The sequence below is a fragment of the Janthinobacterium sp. NKUCC06_STL genome (assembly GCF_019345455.1).
Taxonomy (GTDB): Bacteria; Pseudomonadota; Gammaproteobacteria; order Burkholderiales; family Burkholderiaceae_D; genus Janthinobacterium; species Janthinobacterium rivuli.
On sequence record NZ_JAHKQY010000001.1, the window covers coordinates 684,886 to 700,138 of the forward strand.

At 65.2% G+C, this 15,253-nt stretch carries 7 protein-coding genes; all 7 read right to left on the reverse strand.

Going from position 1 to position 15,253, the window contains the following annotated elements:
* Position 1: 1 nt before the first annotated feature.
* The 7 genes from KO539_RS03150 to KO539_RS03180 all read right to left on the reverse strand — a co-directional run bounded on the left by KO539_RS03150 (position 2) and on the right by KO539_RS03180 (position 15,193).
* Complete coding sequence (locus KO539_RS03150) at positions 2–295, reverse strand: hypothetical protein (RefSeq protein ID WP_255206422.1); 294 nt, start codon at positions 293–295, stop codon at positions 2–4.
* 165 nt (positions 296–460) lie between these two features.
* On the reverse strand, positions 461–4,963 hold the full coding sequence (locus KO539_RS03155) for a putative Ig domain-containing protein (RefSeq protein ID WP_219307283.1): 4,503 nt from the start codon (positions 4,961–4,963) through the stop codon (positions 461–463).
* A gap of 625 nt (positions 4,964–5,588) precedes the next feature.
* Entirely contained in the window at positions 5,589–7,601 is a 2,013-nt protein-coding gene (locus tag KO539_RS03160; RefSeq protein ID WP_219307286.1) for a S9 family peptidase, read from the reverse strand.
* 190 nt (positions 7,602–7,791) lie between these two features.
* Positions 7,792–9,201, reverse strand: coding sequence for an MFS transporter (locus tag KO539_RS03165; protein ID WP_219307288.1), 1,410 nt, complete (start codon positions 9,199–9,201; stop codon positions 7,792–7,794).
* Positions 9,202–9,348: 147 nt separating this feature from the next.
* Positions 9,349–10,842: an efflux transporter outer membrane subunit gene (locus KO539_RS03170; RefSeq protein ID WP_219307290.1), complete on the reverse strand. Its 1,494-nt coding sequence runs from the start codon at positions 10,840–10,842 to the stop codon at positions 9,349–9,351.
* Positions 10,839–14,027, reverse strand: a complete 3,189-nt coding sequence (locus tag KO539_RS03175; RefSeq protein ID WP_219307292.1) for an efflux RND transporter permease subunit — start codon at positions 14,025–14,027, stop codon at positions 10,839–10,841. The genes KO539_RS03170 and KO539_RS03175 overlap by 4 nt, the downstream gene beginning before the upstream one ends.
* Entirely contained in the window at positions 14,027–15,193 is a 1,167-nt protein-coding gene (locus KO539_RS03180) for an efflux RND transporter periplasmic adaptor subunit (protein WP_307789000.1), read from the reverse strand. Before KO539_RS03180 ends, KO539_RS03175 begins: the two co-directional genes overlap by 1 nt.
* Between the last annotated feature and the right edge of the window lie 60 nt (positions 15,194–15,253).

Here is a 15,253-nt window from a genome sequence, read left to right on the forward strand (position 1 = left end):
CTCAGTTGAATACGGCCTGGTACAGAAAACCGTGGCTGTCACGCGCCACCGGTACCAGAAAGATCCCCACCTCGCCAAACGCCTCATGCTGCATCTGGAAAATTTTCTGGTTGAACAGGATGGGTGAGCTATGGTGAAACAGCAAACTGAACGGCTTGCGCATCAAGCCCTCCAGGGTCGCTGACGGCAGCGGCTGCACTTCCTTCAGGACAAAGGCGGCATTGCCGTCACTGGCCGCAATAAACGTCTCATTGATGCGCGCGGCAAAATGTTCGAGGGTCAGGACATTCATCATTCCAGGCATTCCATTCCGTAAGCAGTGTGATCAAGACGATGTCTGATTCTAATGGAATCATTGCCGCCCTGGCACGACAATGACATGAAAAATCAGCCCCACATGCGCCACGGGGCGGGAGCAAGCCGCTCCCGCCCCGTGGCGTCACTTCCTTGATGCGCAGACCTACTTGAGCGGCATGGCGATACCGAACATCATCGACTGGGTACGTCCGCTATCGATGTTCAGATTACTGTTGTAGTCCAGGGTGATCGTCATGCCGTTCGACAGCAGCAGCTTGACACCGAGCCCGGCCGTCCAGTTGCCCGTCTGCTGCGGTACCGTGCGGATCACGTACACGGGGCCGTCCGCCGCCAGGTCGGCATACGCCAGGCGCGCATCATCGGCGCCCTGGAACTGGTGCCGGTACTCAAGCCGCGCGCGCGGGAACCACGTGCCCAGGCCACCCACATAGATGCCCTCGGCCCGCACACCGAGCGCGCCGATGCGCGAACGCACGGTCTGCTTGAAGTAGCTCAACGCGTTAATGCCCGCCGCCTTCTCCGTGTACGGATCGAGTTTGGCCGACATCAGTTCCACGCGGCCATACCGCGACCACATCCAGGTTTCCTGGCGCATCTCGATACCGCCCACTAATGCCCCAAACACTTGCTTGCCGTCACGTTCACCGGTGGCGAAACCGCTGCCGTCGCTCAGGTAACGCGAGGCGTCGTACTGCAGGGTGCCGTAACCGAGCACGCCGTCGAGGAAGACGCCCTTGCTTGGACGCAGGCTGCCATACACGGCCGCCACGGCGCTGTCGGCCGTGCTGCGGCTGCCGTTCTGGCCCACGTCGCTGCGGTCATGGCTGAAACCGGCGCCCACGCCCAGGGTGGCCAGGTCGCTGAGGCGGTAATCGCCACCCACGCTGACACCATTCGTGCGGAAGCGGAAGCCCGTCTCGCGGCCGTTTACATAGTGCTGGCCGAAGTCCACCGCGCCACCAAGCCACAGCGATAACGCCTGCTTCTGCGTGTCCGGTTTTTGCGGCATGTCCGGCAATCCGCTGGTGGCGCCGCTGACGTCCACCTGCTGCCGCTCGCTGCTGAAACCCGTGTCAACCTGGCGCAAGGCCGCCTTGCGCATGAACGGTTTCACGGCCGTGCCGAACACGCGGTCCGCTTCGTCCGCCTGCCAGCGCGCCAGCGCCGCCGTCGGATTGCCGCTGTCGTTCGGCGGTGTCAGGCTCAGGCCAAAGTTCGAACGTCCCCAGCCATCGCCATGCAGGCTTTCCAGGCGCTGCGTGAAGTTCGACAGCTGCGCGCTGGCGAAGCGCCGCGCCGCATCGGCTTGCGCCGCCTGCAGGCCGATCACTTCCGGATCGACGGACGGATCGCGGCGCGCCGTCACGGTCACGTTCACCACGCCCGGTTTCGAGGTGGCATACGCATTGCTCAGGGTATAGCTGACGACGGCCGCGCCGGCGAACTTGCCCGAGGCCGCAAAGCTCAGCTGGTACGACGGCTTGCCGGCCGTGCCGACATCGCGCACCACCGCCTTGCCCGCTTCCGCCGGCGCCACGCTCAGGACATTCGCCGCCGTGAACGGGCCGCCCGTGGCGCCCGCCGTCAGGTCGACGGTGACCGTCAGGCCGGCCACCACCGTGGCGCTCTGGCTGAGTACCTGCGGCATCGGATTGACGGCTATCGTCGACGTCACCGGCGCCGAGGTGCCGAAGGCGTTCGACACGGTGTAGCCGATGCGGATCTCGCCGCTGGTGTTGATGCCTGGCGTGTAGACGATGTCCAGGCCATTGACTGTCGCCGTGCCGCTGGCCGGCTGCGTGGTGATGGCCACCGCCGTGAACGGCCCGCCCGTCGCGCCTTGCGTCACGCTCAAGGTCACCGGCGTGCCGGCCAATACCGTCGCCGTCTTGGCGACCGGCACCGGCACCGGCTGCGGCGCCACCGTCAGGCTGACCGTGGCCGGCGCGGACGTGCCGCCCGGACCCGTCGCCGTGTAGCTGAAGGCGTCAGGGCCGAAGTAGTTCGCATTCGGCACATACGTCACCTTGAAAGAGCGGCCGCTGCCGCCGCCCGCCGCGCCGCTCGACACCACCGTGACGGTGCCATGCTGCGGCGGCGTGACGATGGTCACTGCCGTGATCGGGCTGCCATCCGTGGACGCGATGGTCAGGCTCACTTCCTGGTTGGACGAAGTGGTCGCCGTTTCATTCGGCACCGGCGGCGGCGCCTGGTTCACCTGCAGGGTCAGCGCCTGCTGCACCGTGAACTGGTGCGCATCCTTCGCTTGCAAGGTAAAGGCAAAGCTGCCCGCCACGGTCGGCGTGCCGCTGACGATACCCGTCGCCGCATTGAGCACCAGGCCGGTCGGCAAGGCGCCGCCGCTCAAGGAGTAGACGTAGGGCGCAACGCCGCCGCCGGCCGTGAATGTCTGGCTATACGCGTCGCCGGCGCGGATCGCCGCCAGGCTGGCCGGCGTCAGGGTCAAGGTTGGCGCTGCGATGGCCAGGGTATAGCTGTTGGTCGCGCTGAACGGCGCGCCCGTGCCCGTGCTGCTGTCGCTGGCGCGCAGGCTGAACGTAAAGCTGCCCGCCACGGTCGCCGTACCCGACAGCACGCCCGTGGCGCTGTTCAGGCTCAAGCCGGCAGGCAGACTGCCGGCGCTGACGCTGTAGGTGTATGGCGCCATGCCGCCCGTCGCCGTGAGGGTCGCGCTATACGGCGTTTCCGCCGCTGCATTGGGCAAACTGACCGGCGTCAGGCTGACAGTGGGCGCGCCCACGGTAATGGTCACCGTGGCCAGCGCCGACGTGCCGCTGCCATTCGTGGCAGTATAGGTAAAGCTGTCGCTGCCGCCGTAACCGGCCGTCGGCGTATAGGTGATGCTGGTGCCGCTGGCCGTTGCCGTACCGTGCGAGGCGCCGGAGGCTACGGCCACGGACGTTGCCGCGCCGCCGCTCAGGTTCAGGGTGATCGGGTTGGCGCTGCTGCCATACGCCACCGTGGCGCTGACGGCGCCGGCAACGGGCGCACCAACAGCTACCGTGCCGGAATACGCGCGCGCTCCCGAATAGGGTCCGGCGCCGCCGCTGCTGTCGGTCGCGGTGACGGTAAAACTGTAGGCCCCGGTGGCCGCAGGCGTGCCGGACAAGGTGCCGTCCGCCGCCAGGGTCAAGCCCGCCGGCACGCTGCCGGCTGTGATGGCGTAGCTATGTGGCGCCGTGCCGCCGGCGGCCGTAATGCTCTGGCTGTAGGCGAGACCTGCCGTCATGGCCGGCAAGGTCGTCGGTGCGATGGTGACGGTTGGTGCCGACACCGTCAGCGAGTAGGCGCGCGCACCGGAATACGGGCCGCTGCCCGCCGAACTGTCCGTGGCCCGCACGGTAAAGTTGAAGACGCCGCCCGCCGTCGGCGTGCCCGTCAGCGCGCCGGTGGCGGTATTCAGGCTGAGCCCGGCCGGCAAGGCACCGGCGCTGATGGCGTAAGTGTATGGCCCCGTGCCGTTCGCGGCGGTCACGCTTTGGCTATACGCCGTCCCTACGCTTGCCGCAGGCACGGTGCTTGGCGCAAGGACGATGGTGGGGCCGGCCACCGTAATCGTCACGGTGGCCGGCGCCGAGGTACCGACGCCGTTGCTGGCCGTGTAGCTAAAGCTGTCCGGCCCACCGTAGCCTGCCGTCGGCGTGTAGGTGATGCTGGTGCCGCTGGCCGTCGCCGTGCCGTGCGATGCGCCGGAGCTGATGGCCACCGACGTTGCCGCACCGCCGCTCAGGTTCAGGGTAATGGGGTTGGCGCTGCTGCCGTAAGCCACCGTGGCGCTGACGGCGCCGGCAACCGGAGCACCGGCCGCCACCGTGCCGGAATAGGCGCGCGCGCCCGAATAGGGGCCGGCGCCGGTACTGCTGTCCGTCGCGGTGACGGTAAAACTGTAGGCTCCGGCCGCCGTCGGCGTGCCGGACAGGGTGCCGTTCGCCGCCAGGGTCAAGCCCGCCGGCAGGCTGCCGGCCGTTCTGGCATAGGTGTAGGTGCCGGTTCCGCCGCTGGCGGCTATCGTCTGGCTATAGGCGAGACCGGATGTCATTGCCGGCAGGGTCGTCGGCAGGATGGCGATGGTGGGCGCGGAGACCGTCAGCGTATAAGGACGCGTGCCATTGATGGCCAGCGAGTCGGTGGCGCGCACGGTGAAGTTGAAGGTGCCGCCCGCTGTCGGCGTACCCGACAGCACACCGCCACCACTCAAGCTCATGCCAGCCGGCAAGGCGCCAGCGCTGACCGTGTAGGTGTATGGCGCCGCGCCACCCGTCGCCGTCAAGGTCGTCGTCGGGTAAGCCTGGGCCACCGTGGCATTCGGCACCGTGGCCGGCGACAGCACGATGGCGGAGGTGATCGTGACGTTGTACACGATGGGCTGCCCCACATCGTCCCTGACGGTAAACGTGTCCGAGGTCGCGCTGAGAACTGTATTTTTGTAGCGTACGGCATTCGTGGCATTTGAATCTTCCAGCGTGCCATACAGCGGCGCCACCAGGGTTCCCGTCAGGCCGAACTGGGAGCAAGGCGCATTGGTGTAATCCTCGTAATACTCCCCCCCCGCTACGATGCTGACGGCGCGCGGGCTGGGGCAGGTACTGGCGGCGGAAGCCTGGCTGGAAAAAAGGGACAGCAAGACAAATAGCAAAGTTCCCGCCAGACATGTCAGCCACGATCGCGCCAGGGTCTGGGCAGCCGATGCGCCAAGGTTTCCGGCAACGAGACAATCAACAGCCCGGACAGGCGTGTTTAACCATCCAAATTTCATGAAATTTAGAAACATTTGTATTCCCTCGATACATTTATCCTGGCGCTGGGCCTTGTACGGATATCGGTCATGGCAAACCTGACGCCGATGACAGCGACCGTCAACAGGACTGAAGATGGCTTCCCAGCATGATTGAACCTTGCTTTGCGTCAATCCATGCTACTACGACTTACAAAGAAAGCAACTCCAAAAATATTATCAAATAGGGAAGTTTTTTAACGAAAAAGAATTATTGTTGAAATGATGTATTTATTAACAACAAATGAGAAAAAGAAGGCCTTGGGAAGGTGGGATTGCCCCACTCGACGTATGTCATGCCAGCCGCTCATCGGCGACGGCCGCAGCGAACCGGCCTTGCGCACCCCAAAGTCAGTTGTACGCACGCAACGCCGGAGACTGTCATTTTGCAAGCCACCCGCCCATAACTTCCTGTCGGCGGGCAGCATGGCCTGCCAGACTGGGTGCCCGGCAGGCCGCGCCACCTGGTGGCCGCTTACTGCATTGCTTGCTGCAACCCCGGCGCAAACTCGGCGCCGTGCTTGACCTGCGCGGTGGATGCCTTCAGGGTGGCGCCGATCGGCTCGGCACGGCCAGCCAAGCATTGTCCCAGGAAGTTTTCCGTCACTGCATTGAAGGCGATGTTGTTCACGGGCCGGGCAAAGCCATGGCCCTCGTCCGGGAACAGCACATACGTGACGGGAATATTCTTCGCCGCCATGGCCGCCACGATCTGGTCCGATTCGGCCACGTTGACTCTCGGGTCGTTCGCGCCCTGACCGATCAGCAGCGGGCGCTGGATGTTCTGCGCAAAGTTCAGCGGCGAACGTTCCTTCAGCAGCGCCTTGCCCTCTTCCGTCGTCGGGTCGCCCATGCGCTTGTAGAACTGCTGCTTGCCCGCTTCCCAGTACGGCGGGATGGTTTGCAGCAAGGTAAACAGGTTCGACGGGCCGACGATGTCGACGCCGCAGGCAAACGTCGTCGGCGTAAACGCCATGCCGGCCAGGGTGGCGTAACCGCCATACGAGCCGCCCATGATGGCCACCTTGTCGGCCGTGGTCACGCCGCTCTGCACCGCCCATTGCACGGCGTCGAGCAAGTCGTCATGCATCTTGCGGCCCCATTGCAGGTCGCCGGCCGAGATGAACTGCTTGCCGAAGCCCGTCGAACCGCGGAAGTTCACCGACAGCACGGCGTAGCCGCGGTTGGCCAGCCACTGGTGATAACCATTGTAGCCATAGGTGTCGCGCGCCCACGGGCCGCCGTGCACCAGCAGCACCATCGGCACGGCCTGCGTGGCCTTGCCGCCGGCCGTCGCCTTCGACGCCTGCGGCAAGGTCAGATACGACACCAGGGTCAGGCCGTCGCGCGCCTTGATCTGCTGCGCATGCATGGGCACCAGCGGCGCGCCTTCCAGTTCCGGACGTGTCACATACAGACGCGTGAGCTTTTTGGTTTTGCGCTCGTACAGCCAGCTCGATGGCGGCGCCGTGACGGCGTCGACTGCCACCAGCCACTTGTCGTCGGCATCCGTGCGCGACGTCACCGTGAACTGGCCCTTCGTATTTTTCTTCAGGAAAGCCAGGTCGGCTTTCAGCTCGTCCGTCAGCGGCAGATATTCCTGCTGCAGGTAATTGACGGTATAGGCTTGCACCTTGCCCGTGCGCATGTCGTACAGCGCATCGGCGATATCCGTGCGCGGGTCTTGCGCCACCACCGTGGTCTTGCCGCTGGCCACGTCCTGCGCCAGCAGCGCCGAAGTATTGCGGCCGCGCGAATCGGTCCAGTACAGGGTCTTGCCGTCGACCGTAAAGCCCAGCGGCGACGTCGTCTGCGCATCTTCCAGATCGACTTCAGCCAGCGGCGTGCTCTCGACCTTGCCATCGCTCAGGCGGAAATACTGCATGCCGCCATCGGCCCGCGCCTTGCTGGCGATGCGCAAGTTGAGCAGCTCATCGGCGACATAGCCCCCATAGCCATCGTTCTGCTGCACCAGGGTCAGCTTGCCGCTGGCCAGGTCCAGGCTGTGCACGTCGTGCCAGCGCGCATCGCGGTTGTTGATGCCGACGAGGATGCGGTCCTTTACCTTGCTGCTGATTTGCACGATCCGCACGCGCGTCTTCTCGAACGGCGTGTAATTGATCTGCTTGCCGCTCGCCACGTTCACGCCGTACAGCAGGAAGTTTTCATCGCCGCCCTTGTCCTGGATGAACAGCAGGGTTGTCGAATCGGGCGACCAGAAGCTGCTGCGGATGGGCCGCACCTTTTCTTCCGTCAGCGGGCGCGCCTGCGCCAGATCATTGGCCGGCGCCACCCACACATTGAGCACGCCATCGCGCGGCGCGATCCACGACAGCCACCGCCCGTCGGGACTGAGCTTGCCACCGGACTTGCTGGGATTGCCGAACAGCTTGGCCCGCTCGATCAGCGGCGCTTCCTTGACGGGGGCTTGGGCGTGCGCCGGCAGTGCGCCGGCGAACAACAGGACAGGCAGGACATAGCGAATCATGGACACCTCATGGTTGATGAATGAAGGGAAACGTCACACGTGCACGTGCCAGTAAATCATAGGCCAAACCCGTATTGCCAGGTTGACTACAGCGACAGGAGACGGAAATCCAGGCACAGGATGGCGGAAACGGGCGATGAAATGCACGGCCGATGATGCATGCCGTGCATGTGCGTTCGCTGAAGCCGCGCTAGCCCGCGGCTACCTCGCGTTGCGGACCAGCAGATCCAACGAAGACCAGTGCCGCGAACGCGGCCAGGCCAGCGGCGACACCAGCTCCCAAGAATGCCGCCTGGAAACCCGCCAGCATGCCTTCGGCAGTGTGCCCGGTGCCGTGACCGATGCCGGAGGTCGAGAGCACAACCATGATGGCGAGACCGATGGCAGAGCCGATCTGGTAGCTCGTATTGATCAGGCCTGATGCGAGGCCTGTTTCCTCAGGCCTGGCGCCGGCCATGCCTGTCATCGTCGTCGGAATATACGCCAGGGCCATCCCCAGGGCGGCCAGCATGGAGGCCGGGAGAACGTGCGTCACATAGGAGCCGTTCAGCGGAAGCTTCGCAAACATGAGCAGTGCGCCAGCCATCAGGAACAAGCCAAGCACAAGGTTGGACTTGACGCCAAACCGTCCTATCAGCTTGCCGGAAAATCCCACCATCACGACCATGATCGTCATGGTCATGGGCAGGAGCGCCAAGCCGCTGGCGAGCGCCGACAGACCAAGAATTTGCTGCAGATACAGGTTCAGGAAGAACCAGAGCGGGATCCAGGCAGCGCCAAGCAGCGCCATCACAACATTGCCTGCTGCCAAGTTCCGCGTCTTGAAGATGCCCAGAGGAAGCAGCGGTTCGCGTCGCACGAACTGGCTGATCAGGAAGACGACGAACAGTCCGGCCGACATCGGCAAAACCGGCACGGAGCCAGACCCGACAGATTCGATGGTGACGATGGCATACACCAGGCTGACCAGCGCGCCAGTGACGCTGATCGCGCCAAACCAGTCGATGGCCCCGCTGCTGCGCGCAGACTTGCGGAGCACGGCTGGAATCAGGGCCAGCACGAGCAGGCCGAGCGGCACGTTAATCAGGAAAGTCCACTGCCACGCCATCCATTCGGTAATCACGCCGCCCAGAAACACGCCGGCTGAGCCGCCTGCGGCAGCTGCCGCACCCCAGAAGCCGAATGCCTTGCCCAGTTCCGCGCCGTCATGCCCGAAAAGGCGCATGATGATCGTCAGGGCGGACGGTGCGATCAATGCGGCGCCCACTCCCTGCAGTGCACGGCCGGCAAGCAGCATTTCCTGGCTGTGTGCCAGCCCGGCCAGCAGCGAAGCGGCGGTCAGTATGGCAAATCCGCCCGTAAAAATGCGGCGGGCGCCAAGCAGGTCGCCCAGCCGCCCTCCCAGCAGCAGCAGGCCGCCAAAGGCGATGACATAGGCATTGAAGATCCAGCTCAGCCCGCTGGCGCTGAAGCCGAGGTCCCGCTGCATGGCGGGCAGTGCCACACCGATGATGGACGTATCGAGGATCACGATGAACTGCGCGGCGCACAGCAAGGCCAGAGCAGCCCATCTTTTCGGATCAGGTATAAATTGTTGCATTGACGTTCTCCAGATCAATTTCCCGCGTATTGCGATTGATATGGAGTATTTGGCTTACAACGCAGGGATGGTCAAGCAAAAGGCGCAAGACCCGGGCCGCCGTGTATCAACAGGGTCGGCCCGGCATGCTGCTCGGACGCAGTCAGGTCACGGCCTGCCGGCGAGTTGCGTCGTCCGCGGAAGCGACCCGGCGCCATCACAGTCGTAGCTTGCCTGCGCGCAGATCTCCCAGCCGCCGCCCAGCGCCTTGTAGATGCTGACAACGGCAAGGCGCTGGTTGGTGCGCGCGACGGCCAGCGCACGCCGGCTGGCAAAGTCGGCCCGCTCCGCTTCGAGCACCTCCAGGTAGAGGCCTGCGCCTGCGGAAAACTGTAGCCTGGCAAGATGCGCAGCCTCGCGATTTGCCGCCGCCTCCAGCAGCCGCAAGCCAAGCGTGCTGCCTGCCGTGCCATGGGCTTTGAAGGCATCGTCCGTTTCCTGCAGTGCGCGCAGGACGGTCTGATCATAGACAAGCAGGGCCTCCCGGGTGCGCGCCTCGCTGGCGGCGATGCGGGCGCGCACGCGCCCCGTGTCGAGCAGATTCCAGCGAATGACGGGGCCGAGCAAGCTCGACTGCATGCCAGCGTCGCCCATGGCATCGAGGCTGCCCGCGACGAGTCCGATGGACCCCGTTACCTGGACGTCGGGATACAGGCCAGCCGTCTCCACCCCGATGCGGGCGGTCGCGGCAGCCAGGTTGCGCTCGGCTGCCGCAATATCGGCGCGCCGCGCGAGCAGCCCGGCAGGGTCGCCCACGGCAATCGTCCGCACCGTCAGCGCGTCACCTGCAGGCGGGGCGGCGGGAAGGCTGAACGTCTGCGGCACTTCACCAAGCAGGACCGCCAGCGCGTTGACAGAGGCCGCGCGGCGGCGCTCCAGCTCGGGCGCGGCCACCTCCACCGAGCGCAGCAAGGCCTCGGCGCGAAGGCGGTCGAACTCGCTGGCAGAGCCTGCGCTCAGCATGCGCTCAACGAGAGCCAGGCTGTCGCGCTGGCTTTGCACGATGCTGGCAACGACAGCGAGTTCAGCCTCGATGCCGCCCAGCTCGAACCAGGTAGCCGCCACCGTGGCGGCCACGCCCGCCTGCACGCCGCGCAGCAAGGCTTCGCGCGAGCCCGCCTGCGCCTGGCCCGCCTCCACGGAGCGCCGCACGCGGCCAAACAGGTCGACTTCCCATGAAGCGTCGACGGCGCCGCGATAGCTTTCGCTGTGGCGCGGCTGGCCGGGCAGCGTTTCGGCCTTGCTCAGGCGGCGCTTCTCATACCCGAGCGCGGCGCCACCCTGCGGCAGGAAGCCTTGCCTGTCTTCGCGCAGCAGGGCTTTTGCCTGCGCGAGCCGGGCGGCAGCGATGCCGACGTCATGGTTTGCCGCCAGCGCCCGCTGGATCAGGGTGACGAGCACCGGGTCGTCGAAGCTGCGCCACCACTCCACCTCGACCGCCCCCGGCACGAGACCGGCGTGGCTCTGGCCCAAGCTGCCGGAAAACTGCGATGCGGACAGCGGCGGCGGCAAAGGCGTCGCATAATCGGGGCCGACCGCGCAGCCGGCCAGCAAGGTGAGCCCACTCAATGAAACTACAATTGTTTGATACGGGCTATTCATGTCGTGCTCCTGTCCATGCTTGTCTTGGTAATTGGCGTGTGGCGTTCGAAGCGGACCGCCAGGGCGCGCATCACCACATAAAACACGGGCGTGAGGAACAAGCCGAACAGTGTCACGCCCAGCATGCCGGCGAACACCGCGATGCCCATGGCCTGGCGCATCTCGGAGCCGGCGCCACTGGCGAACACCAGCGGCACGACGCCGGCGATGAAGGCAAGCGAGGTCATCAGGATGGGCCGCAGCCGCAACCGGCAAGCCTCGATGACGGCATCGAGCGCGCTGGCCCCTTCCATTTCCTGGCTACGTGCGAACTCGACAATGAGGATGGCGTTCTTGGCGGCCAATCCGACCAGCACGATGAGTCCGATCTGCACGAAGATGTTGTTGTCGCCGCCCGCCAGCCACACGCCGATGATCGCGCTCAGCAAGCACATCGGCACGATCAGCAGGACGGCCAGCGGCAGCAGCCAGCTGTTGTACTGCGCGGCAAGAATGAGATAGGCGAGCAGCACGCACAGCGGGAAGATGAACAGCGCCGAATCGCCGGCCAGCTTTTGCTGGTAGGTAATATCCGTCCATTCAAAGCTCATGCCTTCAGGCAGCACCTCTTTGGCAATGCGTTCCATGACCGCCACGGCCTGCCCCGAACTGACGCCTGGCATCGCGCCGCCCGAGATGTCGGCCGAGGGATAGCCATTGTAGTGAACCACGCGGTCCGGACCGGAACTGGGCGTGACGGTGACAAACGACGACAAGGGCAGCATGTCGCCGGCCGCGTTACGCACCTGCAAGCGGCCGATGGCCTCGGCCTGCATGCGATGCTCCGCATCGGCCTGGGCCGTCACCTTGTAGGTCCGGCCAAAGCGGTTGAAGTCATTGACGTAGAGGGAACCGAGATAGATCTGCAGCGACTCGAACACGTCGGCCAGTCGCACGCCCTGGCTCTTGACCTGGGTACGGTCGATGGCGACCTCAAGCTGCGGGGCATTGACGTCCAGGCTGGTCATGAGTCCGGCCACCTGGCCCGACTCGCTTGCCTTGGTCATCAGGATATGCGTCTGCTGCACCAGGGCATCGAGCCCGGCGCTGCCGCGGTCCTCGACCAGCATCTTGAAGCCGCCCGTCGCGCCAAGGCCGGGGACCGGCGGCGGCGGGAACACGCCGAGGAAACCGTCGGGAATGCCGGCGAATTTCGCCTGCAGGCGCGCCGCGATCGCGCTCGCCGTGAGGTCGGGCGTCGTGCGGTCCTTGAACGGGTCGAGCATGACGAACATGACGGCCGCGTTCGGCACGTTGACGAAGCCGTTGATCGACAAGCCGGGGAAGGCAACGACGCTTTCAACGCCAGGTTCGGCCAGCGCAATCTTCGACATCTGCTTGGCGACCGCGTCGGTACGGTCCAGCGATGACGAGTTGGGCAGCTGGGCGATCGCCACCAGATAGTATTTGTCCTGCATCGGCACGAAGCCCGGCGGCACGGCCTTGAAGCCAAAGAAGGTCAGCGCGAGCAGGCCGCCGTACACGAGCAAGGCCACGCCGCTGACCCTGACGACTTTGCGCACCGTGTTGCCATAGGCATCCGGCGCGCGCTGGAACGGCCGGCCCAGCATCTGCAACAGGCGCTCGGCGCGGCCACGCAGGCTGCGCGGATCATGCACGACCTCGGCCCCGGCCTTGGCCTTGCGTGGCTTGAGCAGGAGGCCGGCAAGCGCCGGGCTGAGCGTGAGCGAATTGACGGCCGACAGGATGGTCGAGATGGCGATCGTCAGCGCGAACTGGCGGTAGAACTCGCCCTGCAAGCCGCTCAGGAAGGCGGTCGGAATGAACACGGCGGCGAGCACCGAGGTGATCGCGATGATGGGGCCCGTGACCTCGTCCATGGCGCGCCTTGCGGCTTGCCTGGGTTCTTCACCATTTTCGATGTGGCGCTCGACGTTCTCGACCACCACGATGGCGTCATCGACGACGATACCGATCGACAGCACCAGGCCAAACAGGGACAGGGTGTTGAGCGAAAACCCCATCAGGTGCATGACGGCGAAGGTGCCGATCAGCGAGACCGGCACCGCCATCAGGGGAATCAGCGACGCGCGCCAGTTGCGCAGGAACAGCACCACCACGATGACGACGAGAATGATCGCCTCGAGCAAGGTCGTCGCCACCGACTCCAGCGAGGCACGCACAAACACCGTCGGGTCATAGGCGATGCGCGAGCTCAGTCCGGCCGGGAAATTTTCCTCCAGCCGCTGCATGGTATCGCGCACCGCCTGCGCAACGTCGAGCGCATTGGCGCCGGGGCTTTGAATGATTTGCAAGGCGACGGCCGGCTCGCCGTCGAGCAGGCTGCGCAACGCATAGGCGTCGGCGCCCATCTCGATGCGGGCCACGTCGCGCAAACGCGTCACCTGGCCTTCGGCGCCCGTGCGGATGATGATGTCGCCGAACTGTTCCTCGTCGGTCAAGCGTCCGAGCGTGTTGACCGTCACCTGGAAGGCGGCGCTGGAATCGGGCGACTGGCCGACGGAACCGGCGGCCACCTGCACGTTCTGTTCGCGCACGGCGGCAATCACTTCGCCGGCCGTCAGGCCGCGTGCGGCGATCAGGTTCGGGTCGAGCCACAGCCGCATGCTGTATTCGCCCGCGCCCCAGACAAGGACGTCGCTGATGCCGGGGATGCGCGACAGCTCGTCGCGCACCTGCAGGTAGGCGTAATTCGAAATGTATAACGGATCGTAGCGTTTGTCGGCCGACAGCAGGTGCACCACCATCAGGATATCCGGCGAGGTTTTCTGCGTGACGACGCCCTGGCGCTGCACTTCTTCAGGCAAACGCGGCAGCGCGCGCGCGACCCGGTTCTGCACCTGGATCTGCGCCATGTCGGCATTCGTTCCCTGCGCGAAAGTGACGGTCAGGGTCATGCGGCCGTCGGTTGCCGATTGCGACGACATGTACTGCATGCCCTCGACCCCGGTGATGGCCTGCTCAAGCGGCGCCGCCACCGTTTCGGCGATCACCTTGGGATTGGCGCCAGGATAGGCGGCGCTGACCTGCACGGTCGGCGGCGTCACGGCGGGATATTCGCTGAGCGGCATCTGGAAGAAAGCGACGATGCCGGCGAGCACCATCAGGACCGAAAGGACGATGGCAAAGATCGGGCGATCGATGAAGAAACGTGGGAAGGACATTACGCGGCTCCCGACGTTTTCGGCACGGCAATGGGCGTGCCGTCGATGCCGGCCGGCTGCGGCGTCACCTGCATGCCAGGGCGCACGAGGCCCTTGACGACGATGCGCTCGCCGGGCTGCAGCCCCTGCTCGATCACGCGCAAACCGTCGACCATCGGGCCAAGCTCGACGGGACGGAACTCCGTCTTGTCGCCTTTGCCGACCACCAGCACATAGCGGCGCCCCTGGTCCGTGCCTATCGATTGATCGGACACCAGCACCCTGGCTTGCTGTGCCCCCGTCTCCAGCCTGACCTTGGCAAACAGGCCGGGCGTCAGTTTTCCATCGGGATTGTCGACCACAGCGCGGACGCGCACCGTACCCGTCCCGCGATCGGCGGCGTTGGCCAGGAAATCGACACGGCCGGGACGTAGATATGTCTTGTCCGTGGCCAGCGCCACCATCACCTTGGCGGCCTGCGCCCCACGCGCAGTGGCGCTGGCGCGGCCGGCGGCGAGCGAGCGCAAATAGGTGCGTTCATCGACATCGAAATACACGTGCAGGGGATCGACGGAAACGATCGTCGTCAGGGGTGTCACGCCGCTGGCGACGTAGTTGCCCTCGGTGACGAGAACTTGGCCGACTCTTCCGCTGATCGGTGCCGTGACGCGCGTGAAACCGAGTTCCAGCTGCGCGGCGTCGAGCGCGGCCCTGGCGGCGTCGACCTGTGCCTTGCCCGCATGCAGCGCCGCCGTCGCCACGTCGAGACGGTCGCGCGCGACAATCTTCGTGGCGAACAGCTGTTCGGCCCGTTCATGCTCGGTCTGCGCCAGCATCGATGCCGCCTCAGCCTCGCGCAGGCGCGCCGTGGCGGCATGCACCGCCGCCTGGAACACGCGCGGATCGATCACAAAGAGCTTGCTGCCCTTCTCGACAAAGCGCCCTTCCGGCACGCTCACGTCCTGCAGGTAGCCAGCCACCTGCGGGCGCAGCTCAACCCGCTTGACGGCGGTCAGCGAGCCGTTGAACTCGACGTACGGTGTTGCCTGGCGAACGACCACTTCGGCAACGGGAACGCCGGGCGGCTTGGCCGCAGCGGCAGGCGATGCCGTCTGCTTGCATCCGCTGACGGCAAGCGCGGTGACCAGCACCGCGGGGATCAGGATTATTGGTGTGACTTTCATCATTGTGCCTTTCGCGACTGGAGTCGACATGGTTTTGTTGAGCTGAAACAACTCCCATGACCT